Raw genomic sequence first — 23,453 nt, forward strand, 5'->3', positions numbered from 1 at the left:
CTCCTATGCTCCTGTACATGAGTAACAGCGCCAAGGAAGGCCAGTCAACGCCACTGCACTCCGTGTCCGTAGCCGGAGTGGTGGTCCGCGACGATGGCCGACTGCTGGCGATCCGCCGTGCGGACAACGGGCACTGGGAACTGCCTGGCGGTGTACTCGAACTCGAAGAGACTCCCGAGGCAGGCGTACGCCGCGAGGTCTGGGAAGAGACCGGCATCCACGTAGAGGTGGACGAGCTGACCGGGGTCTACAAGAACACGACCCGAGGCGTCGTAGCCCTGGTATTCCGCTGCAAGCCCGCGGGCGGCATCGAGCGAACGTCGAGTGAGTCGACGGCCGTTGAGTGGCTGACCCCCGACGAGGTCACGCAGTACATGGCGGAGGTCTACTCGATCCGGCTCCTGGACGCCCTCGATGGTGCCGGCCCTCATGTGCGGAGCCATGACGGCAAGCACCTGACCCCGGCGCGATAGAACCTTCCCTACTTCATCAAGGCCCGCGCACGGCGCGGGCGCGCGCCGCCTCTGCGGCGCGGCCTGCCTCCTGTCTGCGCCCCGGCTGGCCGCGCCCGGCGGCGCGCTAGCGAGCTGCGGGCATGAAGTGGGAGACACCCTCTGTGGCTGGGGCGGCCGGCTCCACGGCTTTAGGCAGCCACTTTGGGGCGAGCCTCTAAGATCACGGCCCCAACGTCGTGCTTTACCGGGCAGGTCCACAGACTGCCCGACTCGCCGGAAGCTTAAGGGGCCATGATCACTCGCCCCGAAGCAGCTCCAGCCCAAAGCCGTTCCACCGCCCTCTACTTCTTCACGCCAGGCCCAGTCATGCACAGGAGGCGTTAACCTGTGATCGCAAGTTGTGCCGCCAGAACGGGGACCATGTGTCGCTACTACAAATCCCTCTCACCGAAGACGAGTTGCCAGGTATCTTCAAGTCGGCTGACGAAATTTCAAAGCAGTCGCAGAAAGAGTACCTGCGCTGGACTCGCGGACGACTCCAGTTGGCCGTTACAGCAGCTGCTGCCGGCATCATTACAGCTAGCAGCAAAGATGGAACCTGGGTCGAGAAGCTCTTCGTGAGTGTGGCCCTAGTTTCCTTTATCATCGCGCTGATGCTAGAAATTCATCTCTTGCGAGACAGGCCTGAAGAGCGCTGGTATCACGGACGAGCGGTAGCAGAGTCCGTTAAAACGCTTGCTTGGCGATACATGGCGATAGCGGAACCGTTCCCGATGGGTCTCTCAACCGACAGGGCCGAAGAAGTCTTGTTGGCCCGGATTCAGGATCTTTTCAGAGAGGCGTCCCCAAACCTACCTGGACTCTCTGTCGGCGTTACCCAAGTCACGTCGAGAATGCGCCAGGTTAGGGACTTGGAACTAACCTCTCGCAAGGCAACCTATCTAGAATTTCGTGTATCAGATCAGCAGGCGTGGTATGAGAAAAAGGCCAAAGAGAATGAGCAAAACTCGAAGCATTGGCGATTCACGCTAATCTCGCTCGAAATATTCGGAATCATTGCAACCGTCGTCGCTCTGCTAGATATCTCGCCAATTGACATGGAAGGTGTCATCGCTGCCGCCATCGCCGCCGGGGGTGCTTGGCTGGAGGTTAAGCAATACGACAACCTGTCCTCAGCTTATGCGCTAACTGCAGCTGAGCTGGGATTCGTGCGAGCGACGGGTGAAAGTATCTCGGACCAAGATAAGTGGTCAGACTATGTAATTTCAGCTGAGCAAGCTATTAGTCGAGAACATACCATGTGGTTGGCTCGCAGAGTAGGGCTCAGAGCTGCTAGGAGGAACGAATGAATCTCGACTACCACAATAGGATAGCCCAGGCTCGTCTGACCGAGATCTCACGCCAGCTTGAGTACAAGGCAGACTCATCCGTTCGCCATAAATGCTTCCTTAGCTATCACGCAGTGGATGCGGAAGAAGTACTCGCCTTCGTCGAGTCATTTGGCGACTACTTCATTCCGCGGGCCATCGGCGTATCAGAGGACGATCCCGTAATCGAGAGCGAAGACAATGACTACATCATGGACCGAATCCGGAGCAAGTACCTTGCCAATTCTACTGTCACGATAGTCATGGTCGGGAAGTGTACCTGGGCTAGGAAGTTCGTTGATTGGGAGATTTATAGCTCTTTGCGCAAGGATAAGGTCAATCGCCTAAATGGGTTGATGGCCATTCAGTTGCCTTCGGGTAAAAATGCTGGCGGGGCTCTTCCCTCCAGGGTGAATGACAACGTAATTAGGGAGAACGGGAAAGATGTTGGGTACGCAAGATATTACGCGTACCCAAACAGTGGCTCAACGGTGCAAAGCTGGATTCAAGACGCTTTTGACGGGCGGCAGACCAGGGAGCGACTTATCCGCAATAGTCGCGCACGGAAGAAGATTAATTCTTATTGTCCGTGACTGGTGCCATGTCCGGTGAGGCAGGGGGCGGTTCGAGTGGTGACATCGAACTGCCCCCTGATTGTGCTCGAGGCGCACTGGCTACAAGTCGGGCCTGCCCCGCCCTCTAGACGGCCGGACGATTAGTCTTAAGCGCGTCTATCAACCGCCCGACTGCGGAATCAAAATCGCCGCGACTGCGAGTCGCTCCTCGGAAATCACCGACTACTCGGCGACCCACCCTCTCGGCAAGTACTGGATGTACCTTCTTCCAGCCATTCATAACATAATCGTCCAGCATGATCGGCAGAAGGTACGTTGCCCCGCCGTCACGCGACTCTCGATCGAAGGTCTCCTGAATCTCATGCAGAACTCCAGGGCGATTCAGTGATGCTTCTGAGCAAACCAGGATGACCCGATCATGCTCGGCTAGGCGACGATATATTTCGCTGTCAATCCGTTCACCGATGGTAGCTGACTCCGGGAAGAAGAATGCGACCACCCCATGCTCTCTAAGGGCCTCGTATATTTCTCTTGCGAATCCTTCGTCAGGTCCACCGTAGCTTATAAAGGTGGTTTGCATGAGGCTCCTTATTAGTGACTCACCCAGAGCCCGAGCGCAATCAATCATGTATTCTGAAAATAGGGGAGGAACGCCACAAGCGCGCATGAATCGCTTGAGCCCCGGATGCCTGTAGGACTTCATTACTGTCCGAGCGTCAATGTTCGACGGTCCGCCGTGATCTATCTTTTTCGTGTCACATAGTATGCTCACGTCCGTGTCGCCAAGGTTTGTACTACTCAGGTGAATTCCCTCACACGTAGCGCCCTTCAGTGCAGCATCCGTGACTCGCGCATTTCCTAGATTGGCATGTCGCAGATCTGCTCCGGTAAGGTCTGCGCGATTTAGTGCTGCACCTGTTAGATCGGTCCGGAACATAATGGCTCGAACGAAGGAAGCGCCGATCAAATCCGTAGCATTGAAGGCGGCGTGACTGAAATTTGCCTGCTCCAGATCTGCAGCCTTAAATTGTGTATGGGTCAGATAGGCGTGTGTGAAATTGGCGCCTTTCAGAGACGCTCCAATGAAGGATGCGCCACGCAGGTTCACTCCCGAGAAGTCCGCGTCGATCAGCTTAATATCTCTGAAGTCCCGACGGCCGTGATCGTAAGCCTCGACAACTTCTTCTTCCGATCTGGGTGCTGGACGCTTCCCCATAAGAACCCTTTCCGAGATCGCCCCCGATGGACATCCTGGGCGCGATGGATGCTCATAGCCTCTACTGGCACTAAGTATCCTCGAGCCGAGCCTCCGACCTTCAGCCGGCAACCCGTGAATCGAGCAGTTGGTATCCCCGGTTCAGGGTCAAGCTCAAGCGAACAATCCCAACGGAGCTACCAATCGTCGCCGTTATCCCGGCGATCTTGAGGGTGAGCGGTGCGTCGGTGAACCACCACCACCCGACAATCAACGTCGCAGAAAACAGCAGGAACGAATGGAACCCTGCGCGGAACACGCCTCGGCGTCCCGTCTGGGCAGTACCGGGAAGGGTAACCTCCATCGCGTCGAGTTCCGGGACGATCTGCGCGCGAAAAGATCGACGGGCTCGCGCGCGGTGTGTCCCCCTGTAGGGGCTTCCGGCGGCCTCAGGCAGGGATAGCCGGGCGGTCCAGTCCTCGTCAAATCGGATCAGCCCACGCAGCGGCCAATCACCGTGCCTCCCGACCCGCAGTGAGCGCTGCAGAGTTGGAGGAAGCTCCGGCGCTCGGTTGGGTGCCGTCGAAGCCGTCCGCCAGCCTCTCTTTTTGGCCTGCTTATGGAAACGACGGGTGGCTTCACGGCGAAAGTTCTCGTACTCGTCAGGGTTATCTTGCATCAAGAGCAGGACTTGCTGGGGCGGCATCAGCCGCAAAATCTCTGTGTACTCCCACAAGGTGCCCTCGTACCGTTTGCGGTCGGAGCCGATAGCCGCCACCATAACGACCAGCCTGGCGTTCTTTATGGCATCGGTGACCACGGATTTCCAATTGTGGTTCGTGACGTAGACGCGGTTGGCTCCTAGGAACGGCTTGTCCTCGCCAGGACGGCCGACCGCGACGACCGGCCCGAATCGGCTCAGTTCGGCGACGTTGCGTTCCTCGATTGTCCGGAATGCGCGATCTGCATCGGCGTACCCCAAAAAGTTTCCAAGAGACCACCACTGGCGCCAATCGCTTAGCGGTGCGGTCCTACCAAAGTCCGTGTCCTTGTCAAAGGCGCGTAGGTAGAGGACGTACTGCCCGGTGGGATAGCTGTCGAAGGATGTATCGGCCGGCACCATGCCTCGACGGGCGCGCAGGTGAAACCGCCGAGCGTCGTAACGCTGAAAGCCACCAAACACGCAGAAGGCAACCCCCAACAGGACATAGGACCACTGCGCGCCATGCTGGAAGCCGAGGAACAGACACACGGGCCCGCAGGTGAGGGACCCCATGGCGATGAATCCGACGCAGAGAGCGCAGCGTATGTCTCTCCGAACGTCACGCGGGACTAGGCCAGCTGCCAAGAGTGACGGGACTAAGTCCGCGCCGCGTGCACTTTGGTCAACGGTCATCCGCGTGCTCATTTCTTAATACGCGGCCAGGTACTGCCGAATGAACCGCCGTGGCGAGGGTTTACTTCGGCACACGGTCGGCAGTGTTCCGCAGCATGGCGCGGTTGTTATTTCTCATGGGTGCTTCTTCCTGAGAACCGCTTGGCAACGCCCATCAAGTCGTTTCTTGGCTCAAGAGCCTGTGCCTGATTTTTCCATAACTACGGTTCGGCTGGGCCTCGTTGACCTAAGTCGCGTGGCCGGACAACAGGGGTGCAGGGGTTGCGCCAAGTGCCATCTAGCCTGTAGCCCCTCTGCGCATGCCACAGGCGTGCCACGTAGCGCGGTCAACCACGGTCAACGGCGGGTCGCCACAGTCGAGATGTGCAGGTGAGCTGGGCTGGCTCTGCAGCCGGAGCGACCTGGGCATCCTGGTCGCAGATCACAGCCGCCCTTACAGGGCAGCGCTCCACCCTCCCAAGCTCAGGTGAAGGGTGAAATCTGCCGGCTCGCCAAGTGCTCGAGTGTGGCTTCGACGCACGCCTCGGCGGACGACAGGTCAGTCCTGAAGAACGCTTCCGCCCCCAGAGCGCCGCCGGAGACGATCACCATCCAGCGGTGCCCCTGTCCGCGCTCACCATCAGCCTTGAAGACCACCGAGCATCCTCGCTCGGCCAACCACTCCATCAGTTCCACGAGGTCCACGACCGACCCCTCCCAGGCCCGTCGAGGACGAACCGTAGCGCACCCGATTGGCACCAGAATGACCGGTCAAAAGCGGTCACCACGAGCCGCTCAGACACTACTCAACTCACTCTAGATGGGGCCGTTTCCCCAGGTCGGCGCCTCAATCGCTCTCAAGCGATCAGTGATTCCCAAGCTCATGGCGCAACGAGACTTGAGCAGGAGCCTGTAGATCCGAGGACGGAGCACGCGCACACGACACTCCGTAGCCGGCTGATCAACCAGTGTTCGGTTCAGGGCGCCTGTCCTAAGGTGAGGCTGTTCACGATGTGTTATGGAGGGGGACAGACATGGAACCGGAGATCGCTGCGTTAGCGGGCACCGCAGGAACAACACTCGTCACTCTGCTGGCAACTGACACCTGGCACAGCATCAGGGACGGGCTCGTCTCGCTGTGGCAGCGCGTCCGGCCCGACAGAGCGCCGGCCATCGCCGACGAACTCGGTGCGACCCGAGATGAGCTGCTCGCCGCTCAGGCCGAAGGCGACCGGGAGGCCGAAGCTGAGGTCAGGGCGGAGTGGCAGGGCCGGATCCGGCGGCTGCTCGCCGCCCATCCCGAGCTGACCGAAGATCTGCGGGCCATGCTCGCTGAACTGGCTCCAGATGATGTTGCGGTGCCTGCGGTGACGCAGCATGCCACCGCCTCCGGACAGGCGCGGGTTTACCAATCCGGCCGCGACATGCGCATCAGCGGGGTGGAGGGTGCATGAGTGAGGATGCTTCGCTGCGTGCCGCGGCTTATGGGCAGGGGCGAATCTTCCAGTCCGAGCGAGACATTCAAATCACCGAACATCACCACCATGGCGCGCCGGACACGTCAGCGTCGGCTATCGGCCCTGCCTCGGTGAGGGTGGCGCTTTCGGCGCCGTTGCGTGCGGCGCTGCGCGACAGGGAGGAGCTGCGTGAGGAGCTCCTGGCAGCGCTGGGCGCTGGTGGCGGGGTGCACGTGCTGCACGGGTTCGGTGGGTGCGGGAAGACCGCCGTTGCTCGGTGGTTGTTCGATCAGGCAGCCCTATCCCGAGTGGCGTTGTGGGTGGATGCTTCGACCGAGTCACAGCTTCGCGCCGGCATGCTGGCGGTGGCTGCGGACCGAGGGGCGTCACCGGAGGAGGTACGGGCCGCGCAGGAAGGTCGGCGGGCCGCAGCCGATCTGGTGTGGCAGCGGCTCGATGTCTCCCCGGAGCCATGGCTGCTGGTACTGGACAACGCGGACGACCCGCGACCCCTGCGAGATGGATGGCTACGCGACTCTCCCCGGGGGACGGTGTTGGTGACCTCCCGGCAGGCCGCCGATCCCGCCTGGACCGGGGTGAGGGCAAGGATGCATCGGGTAGATGTACTGCCAGCTCTGGAAGCAGCGCAGCTGCTTCACGACCTGGCACCCGGAGACCACCAGCCCGAAGCAACGGTGCGATTGGCGCAGCGGTTGGGGTGCCATCCGCTGGCGCTGACCTTGGCCGGTGGGTTCCTCTCCCAACAGCTACTCGAAAACTGGACGGTCGAGGAATACCTGGAACGGCTAGGCGAGGATCCTGTTGCCCTGCTGGACCGAGGCGCGGGCCTGGAGAGCGGGGCCCGGGAGCGGCTGAGTCGCACCTGGCAGCTCTCGCTCGACGCCTTGACTCAGCGGGGCCTGCCCGAAGCAATGGCCGTATTGCGATTGTTGGCGTGCTGGGGACATGCTCCGGTGCCTGTGGCGTTGCTGGCCCCGTCGGCAGTAATGACTGTGGACGTACCCGGGCTTGCGGCGGAGCGCATCGAAGCAGGACTGAACGGCCTGCTGTCGGCATCACTAGTCGACCTCATCGAAATACCCGGTGGTGTTGGCGGACGGCGAATACGGTGCGTGACAGTGCACGGTCTCTTGCTGGAAACGATCGCGGCGGGCGTACCTGAAGAGCAGCGACCAGAGCTGTATGGGGCAGCCGCCATACTGGTAAACCGGGCCGTACTCCACGGCGGAGACGCGAGCACGGCGCGATTGGTGGAGCCGCATCTCCTCGCGCTGCTGGAGAACAACGTCAGCTCTAGCAGAGTGCTGGACGCCGCACGCCGAGTACGAGAGACCTACGACGCCGCGGGGCGATCGGCGGACGCTCTCCCCTTCGCTGCAGAAGTAGTTAGGGCTCTCTCAAGGGGAAAAGCAGCCGAGGACGTCGTGGCAGTTGCTGACGTCATCGCATTGGGGGAGATCATTCACCTGAGCGGGGACTTCGCTGGAGCGGAGCCCGTACTCAAGAGGGCGCTGGATGCGGCGACGGCACGGGCAGAGGAAGCGCCGCTGCTCCAGGCCGACGCATGTGTTCAGTTGTCGCTGTGCTATGGCAAGAGCGACCGGAACGCTGAAGCTATACGGCTCCTCCATCGGGCTGGCGAAATCAGGCAACGCGTCCTGGGACCGACGCACGCTGACACCGTGGAGACGTTGGTTCTGCAAGTGGATAACCAATACCTAATGGGAAACTACGGAGTGTCGCTCCGCCTCGCTCGGCAGGTGGCGAACTTGGTACCGAATCTTCACGGTGAGCGTAGCGACGAGGTCACCGCGAGTGCCCTCCTGGTCAGTGCGGCGGCTATGTGGCAGGCCCAAGTAGCCCGGACCCCAGAGAGCCCGTGGCGTGCAAGCATCACGACCCCAAAGGCGAATGCCGTTGCGGATGTCGAAGCGCAGGCGCTTAGTTGGGACCTGGTGTGGGAGCGAGCACAGACAGCTTTTGACGCTCACGTTGTCCATTTCGGCCCTGACCATCCTCGGACCGCTGCAGCTCGGCACAATCTTGCACTCGCGGCCTGGGCACACGGTGATCAAGAAAAGGCGATCGTCGAGTTCAGGAGAACGATCGACATTCGCACCGCGCACTTGGGTGCTGAGCACCCTTGGACTATTGGGGCGAGCGGGCATCTGGCCCACTGTCTGGCGTTGCGTGGTGACACCGAAGAAGCGTCCCCCCTCGCGGAAAGAGCCTACGCCGACGCACTCCGCATCCTCGGCCCCAAACACCCCACCACTGTGCGGTGTGCCGCTGCGCAAAAGGCAGCCTCATCGTGAATCGCTGACTGCGGCCAGCCCGGCTGGGAGTGGGAGGAAGGAGCACCCGGCGTGCGGCTTCCGTCGTCGAAGTTCTGCAGGACCCGACCGGCCGAACTGCTAAATGCGGTGGTCACGCCTGTATCGTCCCTCGCGCTGTCCCCATGGAGGAGGCACATTGGCTCCGATGGGTCCGTCGGGTTGTTTCGGACTCGAGTGACGACGAGGACTGAGCGGTCCAAAGCCTGCGGTGAGGCGAACCGTTGACGCTGTCGAATGCGTGTCGAAATGAGCCAGATCGGCGGCGTCTTCGGGCTGATCGTGAAGGTCACATAGCCCAGCTGGCGTGAACACCCATGCGCTTTCTAAGCACTTGGTCGGCGGCTTCTTCGCCGACCGGTGGGTCAAGACAGCAGTTGACGGAGAGCCCGGGCTGTTCCCGATGCTCTCCGTCGTCCGTGCGTGGGTTGGCTAGACGAACGCCGATGCCGGCAGTCTGGGGCCCTCATCGCCTCGTTCTGGGTCGGCGGAGTCCGGCTGCGGCAAGCGCTGGCCCCGACTTGCAGCAACTCTGAGAGTTGTCCTCAGAGCCCCCGCGAGGTCCCTCGCCACGGCGCGCAAGTCGCCCGATGCCACCTTCTCCGCGGCGAGTAGGTCTGATGCCTGTTCCAGAAGTTCGGCAGCCATCCCCAGCTGGATGGCTTCTGTGTTGTCGGCTAGGCGGGACAGGTAGCCATTGGCGTCGTCGGTGCTCAGGTAGCAGGCCCTGCCCTCAGGGTCCGACCATGGGAGGAGCCGCAGTTCGTTGGGTGACGTCATCGTTCCCTCTTCCTTTCTTCGGGCACGGGGTGGGTGATGAAGTACGCGTCTGTGCGGTGGCTGGGGAGGACCAGGAGTGCTGCCTCGACCACGCGACCTGTTCCGTCGATCGCTACGCGAGTGATGTCGAGGACGGCGAGGGTGGAACTGATCTGGAGGATTTCCACTTCCTCGGGCGTCGGCAGGCGTGCTGCCAGGCGTTCTCGGATCTCTGCCAGTGGTGGGCAGGGAGCCGCCAGTCTCGCCTCGAAGTTCGCGCACGAACGCGGCTCACAGGGCAGGTTCTTCTCCTGCAGATCGCGCGGCACGTAGATCCGGGCAAGGCTGTGTGGGGAGGTCCCCTCATTGCGAACGCAGAGGAACTGAGTGAGTTCGGTGTTGGCCGGCACCCGCAGAAGAGGGATCAGATGTCCTTGCGCCTGGAGGTGAGTGGTGTGGACGGTCACCCGAAGTACCGAGTCGATTGGGCTGGCCGCAAGGGGTTTTAGACCCCCGCCGACGTACGTGAGACGGCGGGACGTGAGGGCGACGAAGTTCCCCTTGCCTTGGGTCTTCTCGATGAGGCCTTCGCTCTGGAGGAGTGCCAGAGCGTTGCGCAGCGTCGACGTACTCACCCCGTACCGGGAGGCGAGTCTTGTCTCGGACGGGAGGCGTTCGCCTGCTTTGAGCTGGCCAGTCGTGATCTGACTTCGCATGTCGTCGGCGATGACTTGGCGACGGGAGGGCACGGTGTCAGTCACCGCCTTCCCAGCACTCGGAGGGCGATCAGCCGAGTCCGCGAGTGCATGGTCAGGAGGTCCCCAGACTCGAACCGGAGTTGTTTGGCTCCTCCGGGGAGTTGAACCAGATCGGCTACGCGGTGTGGACTGCCTCCGACCTCGATGACGTCACCGCGCCGGACGCTTGCCATCGTGATCTCGACAGGTGCAGCCACCACGCCGCCGGGCGCCCACCCCCTCATTGGGGCACCTCCTGCACACTGCCTCCATCGGTCATCGAATGGCAACCACAACTGCACGTCTCGTAGATCAGAGGTGCGTCGATCACGGGGGCGGCGGGGAAGGGCTCAGCACACGCACCGTGGGTGCCGATCCAGCACGCGGTCGACCTGTAGGGAACGGTCGCTCCGTGCGTGATGCCAGGGGGCTGGCCGGGCGGCATCAGAAGGTCCCTGCCAGTACGACGAATGCCAAAGGCGGGATACGCCAAGCATCGGCGTGGTGCCCGGTACTGCAGCTACGGTTGAACACGCTGATCAGCTCCTATCGCTGACTGCCAGGCCCCCGGACCTCACCCGTCGCGGGGGCCTCTGTATGTACGGCGGCCCATAACGTGCGGCCGTTGAGGCTGTTGGCCAGGAGCCCGAATCGGTCGGCCTCCGCCATTGCTTCCAGGGCCACCCGCCACTTCTCGGCGGGGAGCGAATCCGGTACCTCCGCTTCGATCACCAGGTGACGGGCGTGCTCCGTCACGCGGGGAGTGAGTCCGAGCGCGGTCAGTCGGGCGGCGATGTCTTCGGCGCCTGCACCCGAAGCAGCAGACACAGCTCCGCCCCCGTCACTCGTCAATTACTCTCGGTCAAGCTAGTTAACTAGATTAGAGCTAGTGGACTAGATTTTCCATATGTCTGAGCAGCCGCCGTACCTCCGCATCGCTGACGTGCTCCGACGTCGGATCGCGGACCAGGAATGGGTGCCGGGGGACCGGCTTCCCTCCCGCGCCCAGATCGCCGAAGAGTGCGGCGTCGGTGAGAACGTGATCCGCCGGGCCCAGGAGTTGCTGATCTCCCAGGGCGTACTGGAAGGCCGTGCGGGATCCGGGACGTATGTCGCCGCACCCCGTCAGCGTGTGCGCGTGGTCCGATCCTCGGCGCGTGAGCAGCCCAGCGGGTCGCCGTTCCGTGCGGACATGAAGGCCGCGGGCAAACAAGGCGACTGGGAGAGCCGTACCGAAGCCAAGGTGCCGGCGTCCGCCGAAATCGCGGGACGACTCGGCATCGCTGAGGGTGACCTCTGCGTCCGCACCGTGTATGAGTTCCTCGCCGACGGAAGGCCTGTGCAGCTGTCCACGAGTTGGGAACCGTACGACCTCACCGAGGGGACGCTCGTCGTTCTCCCCGAAGGTGGGCCCCATGCCGGTGTGGGAGTCGTGAACCGGATGGCGCAGATCGGCGTCACCGTGAGCCATGCCGTCGAGTAGCTGGAGCCGAGGCAGGCAAGCGCAGAGGAGGCTTCACTTCTCGGTATCCAGAAGTCCGCTCTGGTGACCCACATTCGGCGGACGTACTACAGCGACCAAGGGCGGCCAGTAGAGACGGCTGACATCGTCGTGCCTGCCGCCATGTGCGAGATCGTTTACGAGATTCCGGTCAACCCTCACTAGGGTCCGAAGCAGCGCCGGCGTGACTGAGTTCCTCGGCTGGCTTTTTGAGCCCTGAGCGGGCACCAAGGTCCGGGGTGAAATGGGGGATGGCTGTGAGCCATCCCCGGGGGAGGCGGGGGCCATGGCGGCGGACGGTGAACGGGAGCGCTGGGAGTGGGCGCCCGAGGTCGGTGTGGGGCCCTTGCGGTTCGGGATGAGTTCGGCCGACGTCGCAGTCGCGCTCGGGGTCTCCGCCCCGCAGGAACAGGTAGGCGGCCCGTACGAGCAGGAGAACTTCGCCGACGGAGTGAAGGTCTTCTACTGCGAGGGCAGGCTGGCGTGCGTGGCGTTGGATGCGGTCCTCGGCCCTCAGGCCTTCCTCGCAGGCCGGGCGCTGGACGGCCATGACCCCGAGCAGGCGCACCAGCTTCTCCTGGACCACGCTGCCGAGTACGGGAACTGCTTGCTGTACACGTCCGATGACTCCCTCGCTCTGACTGATCTTGGGCTGCTTCTGAGGGCTCAGCGGGTTGGGGAAGCGCTTTTGTCGCGACCGCTCTTCGTGATCGAGGAGTGGTTGGAATCGGAGTGGTACCGCGACCGCCTCCCGCTGGAAGGAGCCCCGGTCGTGCACGTATGGAAGTAGCTCACGTAAGGCCCACACCTGTTTCCGCTGCGACGTCTCCGGCGATCCCGGGCCGTCCCTGGGCCGTGCGAGGTTGCCCGAGGGTGACCAATGGCGACCAACAGTGACGGCTCTGCTGTGACGGACTGGGGTCGAACGCCCAGTTCAGGGCCTCAGGCGCATACGGGTTTCCATCCAGGGATGGACGTCAGGCAAGATGGGGTGTATCTGCCCACACATCGATTGCCGGACGGTTTCTCTTGGCTGAGTTCATCTACACCATGCGCAAGACGCGCAAGGCGCACGGCGACAAGGTGATTCTGGATGATGTCACCCTGAACTTCCTGCCCGGCGCGAAGATCGGTGTCGTGGGCCCCAACGGTGCCGGTAAGTCCACGGTGCTGAAGATCATGGCGGGCCTCGAGCAGCCGTCGAACGGTGAGGCCTACCTCTCGCCCGGGTTCAGCGTCGGCATCCTCATGCAGGAGCCGCACCTCGACGAGTCGAAGACGGTCCTGGAGAACGTGCAGGACGGCGCCGCCGACACCATGAAGAAGCTCAACCGCTTCAACGAGGTCGCGGAGCTCATGGCGACCGACTACTCGGACGCCCTCCTCGAGGAGATGGGCAAGCTCCAGGAGGACCTGGACCACGCCAACGCCTGGGACCTGGACGCACAGCTCGAGCAGGCCATGGACGCCCTGGGCTGCCCGCCCGGCGACTGGCCGGTCAACAACCTCTCCGGTGGCGAGAAGCGCCGTGTGGCGCTCTGCAAGCTCCTCATCGAGGCCCCCGACCTGCTCCTCCTCGACGAGCCCACCAACCACCTCGACGCCGAGTCGGTGAACTGGCTGGAGCAGCACCTCTCCAAGTACGCGGGCGCCGTGGTCGCCGTGACCCACGACCGGTACTTCCTCAACAACGTCGCCGAGTGGATCCTCGAGCTGGACCGCGGCCGCGCGCTCCCCTACGAGGGCAACTACTCGACGTACCTCGACAAGAAGGCCACGCGCCTCAAGGTCGAGGGCCGCAAGGACGAGAAGCGCGCCAAGCGGCTCAAGGAAGAGCTCGAGTGGGTGCGGTCCAACGCCAAGGGGCGCCAGACCAAGTCCAAGGCCCGTCTCGCCCGCTACGAGGAGATGGCCGCCGAGGCGGACAAGATGCGGAAGCTGGACTTCGAGGAGATCCAGATCCCGCCGGGCCCGCGCCTGGGCAGCATCGTCGTCGAGGTCCAGAACCTTTCCAAGGCCTTCGGTGACAAGGTCCTCATCGACGACCTGTCGTTCACGCTGCCGCGCAACGGCATCGTCGGCGTCATCGGTCCGAACGGCGCGGGCAAGACCACGCTGTTCAAGATGATCCAGGGCCTGGAGACGCCGGACAACGGCTCGATCAAGGTCGGGGACACGGTCAAGATCTCCTACGTCGACCAGAGCCGCGCCAACATCGACGCGAAGAAGACCCTCTGGGCCGTCGTGTCGGACGAGCTCGACTACATCAACGTCGGCCAGGTCGAGATGCCGTCGCGCGCGTACGTCAGCGCCTTCGGCTTCAAGGGCCCGGACCAGCAGAAGCCGGCCGGCGTCCTGTCCGGCGGCGAGCGCAACCGCCTCAACCTCGCCCTGACGCTCAAGGAGGGCGGCAACCTGCTGCTCCTCGACGAGCCGACGAACGACCTCGACGTCGAGACCCTGTCGTCGCTGGAGAACGCGCTGCTCGAGTTCCCGGGTGCGGCCGTGGTCATCTCCCACGACCGCTGGTTCCTGGACCGCGTCGCCACGCACATCCTCGCCTACGAGGGTGACTCCAAGTGGTACTGGTTCGAGGGCAACTTCGAGTCGTACGAGAAGAACAAGATCGAGCGCCTCGGCGCGGACGCCGCGCGCCCGCACCGGGCCACGTACAAGAAGCTGACGCGAGGCTGATCGTGCGTCACATCTACGCCTGCCCCCTGCGCTGGTCGGACATGGATGCCTTCGGGCATGTCAACAACGCTGTCTTCGTACGGTACTTGGAAGAAGCGCGGATCGACTTCATGTTCCAGCTGGCGCCCGGGGACGGGTCGCCGTCGTTCTCCGGCGGGTCCGTCGTGGCCCGCCACGAGATCGACTACGTACGCCCGCTGGTGCACCGGCACACGCCGGTCACCATCGAGTCGTGGGTGACGAAGATCGGTGCCGCGTCGCTCACGATCGCGTACGAGATCAAGGACGAGGACCAGCTCTACGTGCGGGCCTCGACCGTGGTCGTGCCGTTCAACCTGGAGGCCCAGCGGCCCCGGCGGATCACCGCCGAGGAGAAGGCTTACCTCAAGGAGTACATGGACGACAGCGCCGACAGCGGCTCGGGGGCGCTGGCCGCATGACGGCACCCGTGCTGCACTTCGCCGACGCCGGGGAAGGGGCGGATCTCGCCGCCTTCCTCGGCCGGCTCGTGCACTACGACCGGGCCGCCGCCGTGCGGCTCCAGGCGGGCGGACAGGCCCTTGCCGTCTTCGGGCGGCCGCCGTCGTTCGAGGTCCTCGCGATCCGCACGGCGCGCCTCCTCAAGCCGTACGAGTACGGGCTCGACAGCTCGCTGGACGTGACCGTGTCGGCCGGTGAGCTGCTGGAGTCGATCGACGAGCCGGCCGGGACCGCGCGCGTGCCCGCCGCGGTGACCGGCCCTCCGTGGGCCGGTGTCCTGCCCCCTCGCGGCGGCTGGGAACTGGTTCCCGGCTTCCCGGATGCCGACGTCGTACGCGGACTCGTACGGGCCGCTGTCGCCGAGTTCAAGGCGCGTGTCGAGGAGTTGGCTCCCGACGCGCGCTCTCGCGCCGAGCTGGATCGGATCGGGCGGGAGATCTGGTCGCGGTCCATCGGTGACACCGGGGTGCCGGTTCGGGCCGCTCACGCGGCCCAGTCTCTTGGGTTTCTTCGCGGCGACGCGCTTGATCTGTTGAGCTGTGGGGCGTGGGTGCGCTTGCGTACGGCCTATGGGTCTGTCGCGCTGCGTCGGGGTGGGGTCGGGGGACTGGCCCTTACGCCTCTGTAGACGGCACTCGGTACCTGGGCTGTGGCGCCAGCCGCCCACAGCGAGGTATACGGGCGGGGTCAGTCGCGCGTGTCGTCCGGCCATACCCCGATGTGGTCCTCCTCCAGCTCCAAAAGCACCCTGTCCCGCATTCCCAGCGCCCGCGTGTGGTCCGCGGGGAGCTGGAGCCGGCCCGCGCGGTCGAGCATCGCGTACTCCCGCGAGATCAGGGACTCCTGGCCCGTCGCCGCGTCGACCTCCGTGCGGCGCAGGACCTCCGTCGAGGTGCGGCCGTCGCGGATGGCGACGGTGCGGCGGACCTCGGAGGCGACGGTCTGGTCGTGCGTGACGATCACGATGGTCGTGCCCAGCTCCTCGTTCGCCGTGCGGAACGCGGCGAAGATCTGCTCGCCGGTGTGGGAGTCCAGTTCGCCGGTCGGTTCGTCGGCGAGCAGGACCGACGGCTCGTTGGCGAGTGCCACCGCGATGGCGACGCGCTGCTGCTGGCCGCCCGACAGCGCCTGCGGACGCCGGTCGCGGCAGTCGCCGACCCCCAGCAGGTCGAGGAGTTCCACGGCCCGCCGGGACTTGTGGGACCGCTTGGTGCCGCCCTTCAACTGCATGGGGAGCGCCACGTTCTGAGCTGCCGTCAGGTAAGGGAGCAGATTGCGGGCCGTCTGCTGCCAGACGAAGCCGACGATGTCCCTGCGATAGCGCAGGCGTTCCTTCGCGCCCATCGTGAGCAGGTCGCAGCCCGCGACCTTGGCCGCTCCCGCCGTCGGCTCGTCGAGCCCCGCGAGGATGTTCATCAGCGTCGACTTGCCGCTCCCCGACGCGCCGACCAGAGCCATCAACTCGCCCTCGCGCACCAGGAGATCGAGCCCCTGGAGCGCCTGCACCTCGACGCCGTCGGTAGAGAAGATCCGCACCAGCCGGTCGCAGGTGATCAAGGCGTCGTGGCCGTACGCGGGCTGGTCGCGGCGGCTTGCGGCGCGCCGTTCGAGATCGGCGAGTGTGGGGTCGGTGGTGGTCATGAGGTCTCTCCCGGTGTCCCTTCGGCTTCGGCCCTCGCCTTGGCTGATCCTGTTGCTGTCGTGACGGCGTAGTCGTACGCCCGCTGCCCCCATCGGTTCATGACGCTTCCCCCGCTCTCAACTCCCGTACGAATCCCCGCCGTCCGGTCCACCAGGCCTGGCCGGCCGCCACCGCAGTGGCGAGCAGGACGACGCACAGCGCGGGCAGCAGGAGCGACAGGGCGTCGGTGCGCAGCTGCGCCACCACCGGGCCCCCGTCGTCGTCCCGCGCCAGGGCCAGGCCCGTCAGGTCGAGTCCCGGTGCGAGGAGCCGGATCGCGGCCCACCCGGTGAGGGCGCCGCCCGCCGCGGCGAGTACGGCCTGGGGGAGTGCTTCGAGGACGAGGAGGCGGCGGGCCTGGCGGCGGGTGAGGCCCATGGTGCGCAGGCGCGCGAGGAGCGCGGTGCGTTCGGGGGCGGCGCGCGCAAGGGCGAGGAGCAGGGTCAGGGCCGCGTAGCCCGCGCCGATGACGACGGCCGCCGAGTAGACGCGGGCGGCGCCGGTCTGGAGGGGCGAGTCGACGTACCGGGCGCGTTCGGTGGCGCGCAGCCGCACCGACACCTCGCGGCCCGCGGCCTCGCGCAGGGCGGGCCCGTCGATGTGCTCGCCGGTGACGAGGAGGGAGGTGGGGAGGTAGCGGTACGCGATGTCCTTGTTGGCCTCCTGGCCGACGCCGACCCGGCGGCCCAGGGCCGTCCTGTCGACCACGAGGAAGTCGTCGGACAGCGCGGGCGTGATCGTACGGACCGCCGAGACGCGCAGCACGATGTCCTCGCCGTCCATCCACAGCGTGAACGGGCCGGTCCCGAAGAGGTCCCGCATCGAGGGGGAGGCGAGTACGGGCAGCGGGGACGCGGCGGTGCCGGGCCGCGCGGCGTCCGTCGTCAGGGCGCCGGCGGGGAACGGTCCGAGGTCCGTACGGGCGGCCAGGCGCGCGTACGACGGCGTGTCCACGACCGCGAGCGGCACCTTGCGCCGGCCGTCCTTCGGCTCCGCGTCGTACCGCAGGGTGAGCGGCGACACGTCCCGCACCCCGGGCATCTTCCGGACCTGCCCGGCGAGTGCGCCGGGCAGCGCGGAGCCCGACTCGACGACGGCGTCCGCGCCGGTCGCGAGGACCGCGGCCCGGTCCCGCTCGTGGTCGATGCCCGCGAGGACCGAACCGCCGAACGCGGCCGTCGTCAGCGCCGTGAGCAGGGCGAGCAGGGGGAGTACCGCCGTACCGGCACCGGCCGTCGCGCGGCCCGTCCTCGCGAGCGACAGATAGCCGACGACGCCGCGCAGCCGCCCGGCGGGGCGGGCCAGCCAGCGCAGCGGCAGCGGATACACGCGCACGAGGACGAACGCGGCGACGACACCGACCAGCACCGGCGCGAGCGCGACCAGGCTGTTCCCGCCGTCGCCCGTGCCCCGGCGGCGCAGCGCCACGATGGACGCGACGGCCAGGACGAGCAGGGTGAGTTCGGCGACGGTGCGGCGGCGCGAGGGGCGCGCGTGGGCGAGGTCGTCGCGCGTGCCGCCCACCTGGACGCGGCGGTGCGCGGCGGCGGCCCGCAGGGGCAGCGCGAGGCAGGTGAGCAGGACGACCGCGGCGGCCGCGAGCACGGCGGGCCGCGGGCTGCCGTGCGGGACGGCGACCAGCGCGAGCGCGAGTCCGGCCGCGCCCGCGGGCACCGCCACGACCGCAGTCTCGGCGAGCAGCCGCCCGGTGAGCCCGCGCACCGAACCGCCGCGCGAGCGCAGGACGGTGAACTCGGAGCGGCGCCGCTCGGCGGCCAGACCCCCCGCCATCAGGAGCACGATGCAGGCGACCGTGCCGGTGCCGTACGCGGCGACGGAGACGACCGGGCCGATGCGGGACCGCAGGTCCTGGTAGCCGGTGATGAACTCGTCGAGGCCGGTGGCGACCTCGGTTTCGCCGCCCGTGGCCCCGCGCACCGCGAGCAGACCCGGGCCGTCCCTCGTGTAGGCGACAGCGGACTTGAGGGCGGGCATGGTGCGCGCGTCGAGGGAGCCCAGGTCGGGCGCGAGCTGCCAGAACTGCTCGGGGTCGCCGGCCGTGCCCAGCAGCGCGGGCGCGGCGTCGGGCGCGAGAAGGAGCCCGCCGAGCCAGAACTTCTTGGGGGGCTTCCCGTCGGTCTGCCGCAGCGAGGGCACGGAGAGGACCGAATTGGCCGCCCAGTACGACGCCTCGGGGTCCCGGACCTTCAGGACACCGGTGATGCGCACGGACACGACGCCGCTCATCAGGGCGGGCACATGGATCACCGAACCGGGCCCGATGCGCAGCGCCTTGGCGGTCGCGGCCGTCACCGCGCCCTCCACCTCGTCCGTCTCCCAGGTGACCTTGCCCGTCGCGCGCGGCAGCCGCCCCGCCGCCACCGTGCTGTGCCGGGCGAGACCGCTCTGCGCGGAGAGGGTGAACTTGGCGGCCACCCCGTCGGGCTGCGGCAGCCACGGGTCGGTGGCCTCCAGCTGCACGGTGGTGCGCAGCCCGTACGAGGACTGCGCCTTGTCCACGGCGAGTGGCGCCTTCAGGGAGCTGACGATGCCCTCGTACGCGGCGCTCATGGACTTGGAGCGCATCATCTCGTTCCGCGCGCCCGCCTCCTGTTCGATGCCGGGCTGCGCGGTGGTGAGTGAGAGGACGGTGCGCTGGGGTGCCGCGGCCGAGACCGCGTGGCGCAGGCCCGCGTCCTCGTAGTCCTGGACGGCCCGTGGGAACACGGCGGCCAGGCAGGAGGTGAGGGCGACCAGGAGGGCGAGCGCGCAGGCGGCGCCGGGAGCGGTGCGCAGGCGGGTGCGCACCCAGGGGGCGACGGTCGGTGGCGTCATGTCACTCACTCCCCTGACGGCGCAGTGTGATGGCGGCGTCCGGTGGCCGGCGCAGGGCGAGGCCCGCGGTGATCAGGACGGGCGTCACCGCGACACCCGCGAGGAGCAACAGGACCTGTCCCCAGGGCAATTGGACCAGGACCCGGGGCATCGGCTGGGTGGCCTGCCCGGTCAGGACGACGAGCGGCACGACGGCCCTCGTGAGGAACGCGCCGAGGGCGAGCCCCACCAGGAGGGCGAGCGCGACCAGGATGCCCTGCTCCGCGGCGACGAGGCGGGCGAGCCGGCGCCGGGACGCGCCGAGCGCCCGCAGGATCGCGAACTCGTCGCCGCGCTCGCGCATCGAGCCCGCCGTGTTCACGGCGAAGCCGACCGCGGCGAGGAGGGCGGCGGCGACGGCGGCCGCGGCGAGCGCCGACTGCGGTCCCGCGCCGAGTGGGTCGTCGAGCAGCGTCTCGGCGATCTCGGACCGCACGACGACCTGCGCCGGGTCGGCGTCGGGGCGGGCGCGCAGCGCGGCGGCGGCCTCGGCGGAGCGGCCGGGCTCGGTGCTCAGCCACCACTCGCCGGGCAGGACGGGTTCCTTGTGCCGGTCGGCGAGCGCCCGGTTCAGGGTGCCCAGATCGAGCAACAGGGCGCCCCCGTCGAGTGACTTGGGACCGGTGTCCGTCCCGGCGCCGGCGTCGGCCCCGGCCTCGGGTCCCGTGGTCGGCAGGGCGCGTACGCTCGTGGAGATCCGCACCTTGACGGGCGTTCCGTTGACGGGCACCGCGACGGTGGACCCGACCTTCGCGCCGGACGAGCGCAGGAAGCGGTCGGTGGCCACGGCGGTGACCTCCTTGACCGCGGGGCGCTTAGCGGTGAGCTCGACGGTCATGCTGGGCGGCGCCCCGGACGGGATGGTCAGCGGATTGAGCTGCCCGGTGTCGAACCCGACGGACACGTGGCCGCCCGACGGACGCTCGAGCACCGGGGCGCCCGGCCGGCTGGCACCGTTTCCTTCCGCGCCGCCCTGCACGGACGCGCGCCACCGCGTGCCCAGCTTCAGCGACTGCTGCGCCCCCGCCGCGTTCACGGACCGCATTCCCTCGAAGGTCAGGCGGTGTTCCACCGTCTCGTCGACGCGCTGGCTGATGTCGAGGGCCAGGCCGGTCAGGGTCAGCGGGGTCGCGGGCCGGTCGAGGGAGGAGCCGCCGCCCCCGCCGAGGTCCAGGGCGAGCCGGTGCGCGCGCCCGTCGGCGGGCAGGCTGTCCAGGAACACGTCGTACGGGATTCCGTAGCGGTCCTCGACGGTCGCGGTGACGGTGCCTTTCACATCGGACGGTGAGGCGTCGTGCGGCCGGGCGGGCGTGCTCAGGCGCAGCGTGAGGGAGGCGCCGGCCGCGTCGGCGGGCAGCACGACGCCGGGCGAGCGGTCGTCGCCGCCGGTGCGCAGCGACGACAGCAGCCGTGACGGGGACTTCTCCGACAGGTCCTCGCGCAGCATCAAACGGTCCGTGGCGTGTGCCGTGCCGAGGGCGAGGACCGTCGCCTCCCGGCTTCCGCCGAGCGGCATCGTGGTGCGCACGGCGGGCGCGGCGTCCCGTACGCCGGGAGCCGCCGCGTAGGCCCCGGCCTGGCCGAGCCCGCCGCCCGGCGCGAGGACCCGGATGGAGGCGCCCGCCCGGAAGTCCGCCTGGTCCTCCTGCGAGCGGTTCCAGGACGCGCCCTGGCCGATCGCCAACATGCCCATGGCGACGGCGAGTACGAGGAGCAGGACGGGTCCCGCGCCGCGCAGCGGGCGGCGGCTGAACTGCCAGCCCGCGAGCGCCGCCGGCAGCCCGCGCCCGCCGGCCGCGCGCCGCTCCGCGAGCTTCGCGGCGGGCGGCAGCAGCCGCAGCGTCAGGACCGTACCGGCGAGCAGGGCCAGGGCGGGGGCCGTGACGAGGAGCGGGTCGATGCCGAGGGTGCCCGAGGCGTTGCTGCTGAGCGCGCCCGAACCGGACGTCTGCCGGTTCAGCTGCCAGTACGCCACGGCCGCGATGACGAGGAGCCCGACGTCGGCGCCCGCCCGCAGCGGGGCGGGCAGCGCCCTGGCCCGGCCGCGCTCGGGCCCCGCGGCGCTCAGCGAGGGCACCGTCACGGCGAGGGCGCAGCCCACCGCGACCGCCACGGCGACGAGCCACACTCCGCGGTCGGCCCCCACGTCGAGCCGCAGCCCGATCCGTGACAGGGCGCCCCAGGAGGACAGCAGCCGGATCAGCGGGCCGGCGAGGAGCGGCGCGCACACGGCGGCGGGCAGCGCGAGCAGCAGCGCCTCGACCGCCGCGAGGGCGGTGACCCGGGCCCGCGAACCGCCGCGCGCCCGCAGCATCCACGTCTCACCCGCACGGTCCGTACTCAGCAGCCGGGCCACCAGGAGCAGCGTGTAGGCGGCGAGCAGGACGAGCTGGAGCGCGACGATGAGGAGGGTGGAGCGGGAGACGAGCAGGGCGCGCTCGGCCCGGTCGAGGGTCTCCGGCAGCGAGGTGCTCACCCCGGTCGTGCCCGCGAGCGCCTTCTCGTGCAGCAGCGCCTTGGTGCCTTCGCGGGCGCTGGCGCGCAGCGCGCCGATGTCCGACGTCGTCACCGACGAGAAGTCTGCGCTCGCCAGCCAGGCAGACTTCCCGGTGGAGACCCGGCCGGCCGTGAGGTCGGAGGGGGCGGCGAGCAGCGGCCCGTACGTCGTGAAGGAGATCTTCTGGATGCCGCGCCCGCCGAGGTCGTCGAGCGTCCAGTAGGGGGCGGTCGGCCTGAGGGGCCGGTAGACGCCGGTGAGTACGACGGACACCGTGGGGCCGCCGACGCGGTCCTTCAGAGTGAGCTTGTCGCCGGGGCGCAGCTTCAGCTGCCGGGCGGCGGCCTCGGGGAGCGCCGCCTCGATCGGCCCCTTGGACCCCTGGGCCGCCTTGGGGGCGCGCCCCTTCGTGATCCGGACCTCGGCGCGCTCCAGGGCGGCGAACTGGGTCAGGTCGGGGTTCCCGGAGCGGGCGGCGGGTGGCTGGAGCGAGCGCGGCAGCGCGTACGGGCCCGACCTCATCAGGGTCTGCACGCGCACCGGCAGACCGCCGAAGGTGTCCCGCGCCCCGGAGCGGATCGCGGCGCCCGCCGCCTCGCGGCCCTCGGCGGGTACGTCGGCCTTGACGGTCAGGGCGGTGGTCGCGGCATCGCGGGTACGCAGCGAGTTCCGCAGGGCGGCGTCACCGATCGCGCCCGAGAAGGCGCTGAGCATCGCGAGGACGGACGTCGTCAGCAGGACCGCGAGAAGCGCAGCCGTCAGGAGCAACCGGTGCGCACGCACCCGGAGTAGAACAAATCCCGACACCCCTGCCCCCGTACCCGCTCTACGCCGTACATCCCCCGAAACTCTGTCCGGATGCTTTCAGAGCGAACGAAGTTGGGGAAGGGGTTCGAACCGGATAACGGGGGCGCCGTATCGGATAACGGCGTCTCAGCCGGCCGTGTTCACCATCGAAGCCGCGGCATATGTCAGGTAGTTCCAGAGCGTGTGCTCGTGCTCCTCGGACAGGCCGAGCTCGTCGACCGCCGTGCGCATGTGCCGCAGCCACGCGTCGTGCGCCGCCCGGTCCACGGTGAACGGCGCGTGCCGCATCCGCAGACGCGGGTGGCCCCGGTGGTCGCTGTAGGTGCGGGGACCGCCCCAGTACTGCATCAGGAACAGCACGAGGCGCTCCTCGGCCGGGCCCAGATCCTCCTCCGGGTACATCGGCCGCAGCAGAGGGTCCTGGGCGACTCCCTCGTAGAAGCGGTGGACCAGGCGCCGGAAGGTCTCCTCGCCGCCGACCTGCTCGTAGAAGGTCTGCTCCTGAAGCGTGCCGCGCGGAATCTCGGTCACGTCGCTTGGCCTCACAACTCTCGCTCGGGTCACCCCGATGCCTGTCCGGCCGGGGGCCCGGGGGTGTTCCCCGGGAAATGCAGCACGTGTCCATCGTCTCAGACGACCGGGACG

At 67.1% G+C, this 23,453-nt stretch carries 18 protein-coding genes and 1 pseudogene; 10 read left to right on the plus strand and 9 right to left on the minus strand.

Going from position 1 to position 23,453, the window contains the following annotated elements; genetic code table 11:
* Positions 1–5 precede the first annotated feature (5 nt).
* The 3 genes from ACIPWY_RS11825 to ACIPWY_RS11835 all read left to right on the plus strand — a co-directional run bounded on the left by ACIPWY_RS11825 (position 6) and on the right by ACIPWY_RS11835 (position 2,415).
* Entirely contained in the window at positions 6–473 is a 468-nt protein-coding gene (locus ACIPWY_RS11825; RefSeq protein ID WP_266670122.1) for an NUDIX hydrolase, read from the plus strand.
* A 380-nt stretch (positions 474–853) separates the two neighbouring features.
* Positions 854–1,804, plus strand: coding sequence for a DUF4231 domain-containing protein (locus tag ACIPWY_RS11830; protein ID WP_393701850.1), 951 nt, complete (start codon positions 854–856; stop codon positions 1,802–1,804).
* Positions 1,801–2,415 carry a TIR domain-containing protein gene (locus ACIPWY_RS11835; RefSeq protein ID WP_393701852.1) on the plus strand — a complete coding sequence of 205 codons (615 nt, stop codon included), beginning with the start codon at positions 1,801–1,803 and terminating at the stop codon, positions 2,413–2,415. Before ACIPWY_RS11830 ends, ACIPWY_RS11835 begins: the two co-directional genes overlap by 4 nt.
* 106 nt (positions 2,416–2,521) lie before the next feature.
* Here the strand turns inward: ACIPWY_RS11835 and ACIPWY_RS11840 are convergent, their stop codons facing one another.
* The 3 genes from ACIPWY_RS11840 to ACIPWY_RS11850 form a co-directional block, all read right to left on the minus strand.
* Positions 2,522–3,613 (minus strand): toll/interleukin-1 receptor domain-containing protein, encoded by a 1,092-nt coding sequence (locus tag ACIPWY_RS11840; RefSeq protein WP_351986463.1) that lies wholly within the window; start codon positions 3,611–3,613, stop codon positions 2,522–2,524.
* Positions 3,614–3,713: 100 nt separating this feature from the next.
* On the minus strand, positions 3,714–4,844 hold the full coding sequence (locus ACIPWY_RS11845) for a hypothetical protein (protein ID WP_393701854.1): 1,131 nt from the start codon (positions 4,842–4,844) through the stop codon (positions 3,714–3,716).
* 606 nt (positions 4,845–5,450) lie between these two features.
* A complete protein-coding gene (locus tag ACIPWY_RS11850) occupies positions 5,451–5,672 on the minus strand; it encodes a hypothetical protein (RefSeq protein ID WP_393701856.1) in 222 nt (73 codons plus the stop codon).
* A gap of 329 nt (positions 5,673–6,001) precedes the next feature.
* Between ACIPWY_RS11850 and ACIPWY_RS11855 the strand changes: the two genes are divergently transcribed.
* A complete protein-coding gene (locus ACIPWY_RS11855; protein WP_393701858.1) occupies positions 6,002–6,421 on the plus strand; it encodes a hypothetical protein in 420 nt (139 codons plus the stop codon).
* Complete coding sequence (locus ACIPWY_RS11860) at positions 6,418–8,760, plus strand: tetratricopeptide repeat protein (RefSeq protein ID WP_393701860.1); 2,343 nt, start codon at positions 6,418–6,420, stop codon at positions 8,758–8,760. Before ACIPWY_RS11855 ends, ACIPWY_RS11860 begins: the two co-directional genes overlap by 4 nt.
* A gap of 794 nt (positions 8,761–9,554) precedes the next feature.
* On the opposite strand, the gene ACIPWY_RS11865 is transcribed toward ACIPWY_RS11860, so the two are convergent.
* Positions 9,555–10,298 carry a GntR family transcriptional regulator gene (locus ACIPWY_RS11865; RefSeq protein WP_393701864.1) on the minus strand — a complete coding sequence of 248 codons (744 nt, stop codon included), beginning with the start codon at positions 10,296–10,298 and terminating at the stop codon, positions 9,555–9,557.
* Between the two features lie 522 nt (positions 10,299–10,820).
* Positions 10,821–11,102: a hypothetical protein gene (locus ACIPWY_RS11870; protein WP_393701866.1), complete on the minus strand. Its 282-nt coding sequence runs from the start codon at positions 11,100–11,102 to the stop codon at positions 10,821–10,823.
* 79 nt (positions 11,103–11,181) lie between these two features.
* Here ACIPWY_RS11870 and ACIPWY_RS11875 point away from each other — a divergent pair.
* The 5 genes and pseudogenes from ACIPWY_RS11875 (at position 11,182) to ACIPWY_RS11895 (ending at position 15,577) form a co-directional block, all read left to right on the plus strand.
* Positions 11,182–11,940, plus strand: a pseudogene (locus ACIPWY_RS11875) (GntR family transcriptional regulator).
* 121 nt (positions 11,941–12,061) lie between these two features.
* Entirely contained in the window at positions 12,062–12,565 is a 504-nt protein-coding gene (locus ACIPWY_RS11880) for a hypothetical protein (RefSeq protein WP_393701870.1), read from the plus strand.
* Between the two features lie 239 nt (positions 12,566–12,804).
* Entirely contained in the window at positions 12,805–14,469 is a 1,665-nt protein-coding gene (ettA, locus tag ACIPWY_RS11885) for an energy-dependent translational throttle protein EttA (RefSeq protein ID WP_362902388.1), read from the plus strand.
* The gene (locus ACIPWY_RS11890) at positions 14,469–14,909 is read left to right on the plus strand and encodes a thioesterase family protein (RefSeq protein WP_362902698.1); all 441 of its coding nucleotides are present in this window, start codon (positions 14,469–14,471) and stop codon (positions 14,907–14,909) included. The genes ettA and ACIPWY_RS11890 overlap by 1 nt, the downstream gene beginning before the upstream one ends.
* Complete coding sequence (locus tag ACIPWY_RS11895) at positions 14,906–15,577, plus strand: hypothetical protein (RefSeq protein WP_362902390.1); 672 nt, start codon at positions 14,906–14,908, stop codon at positions 15,575–15,577. The genes ACIPWY_RS11890 and ACIPWY_RS11895 overlap by 4 nt, the downstream gene beginning before the upstream one ends.
* A 59-nt stretch (positions 15,578–15,636) precedes the next feature.
* Here the strand turns inward: ACIPWY_RS11895 and ACIPWY_RS11900 are convergent, their stop codons facing one another.
* The 4 genes from ACIPWY_RS11900 to ACIPWY_RS11915 form a co-directional block, all read right to left on the minus strand.
* Positions 15,637–16,590: an ABC transporter ATP-binding protein gene (locus tag ACIPWY_RS11900; RefSeq protein ID WP_362902392.1), complete on the minus strand. Its 954-nt coding sequence runs from the start codon at positions 16,588–16,590 to the stop codon at positions 15,637–15,639.
* Positions 16,591–16,687: 97 nt separating this feature from the next.
* Positions 16,688–19,465 (minus strand): FtsX-like permease family protein, encoded by a 2,778-nt coding sequence (locus ACIPWY_RS11905; protein ID WP_401532953.1) that lies wholly within the window; start codon positions 19,463–19,465, stop codon positions 16,688–16,690.
* A gap of 1 nt (position 19,466) precedes the next feature.
* Positions 19,467–22,808 (minus strand): ABC transporter permease, encoded by a 3,342-nt coding sequence (locus tag ACIPWY_RS11910; RefSeq protein ID WP_401532955.1) that lies wholly within the window; start codon positions 22,806–22,808, stop codon positions 19,467–19,469.
* A 126-nt stretch (positions 22,809–22,934) separates the two neighbouring features.
* Positions 22,935–23,339, minus strand: coding sequence for a globin (locus tag ACIPWY_RS11915; protein WP_362902397.1), 405 nt, complete (start codon positions 23,337–23,339; stop codon positions 22,935–22,937).
* Between the last annotated feature and the right edge of the window lie 114 nt (positions 23,340–23,453).

Source organism: Streptomyces sp. NPDC090032 (genome assembly GCF_044748025.1).
In the GTDB taxonomy this organism is placed as follows: domain Bacteria; phylum Actinomycetota; class Actinomycetes; order Streptomycetales; family Streptomycetaceae; genus Streptomyces.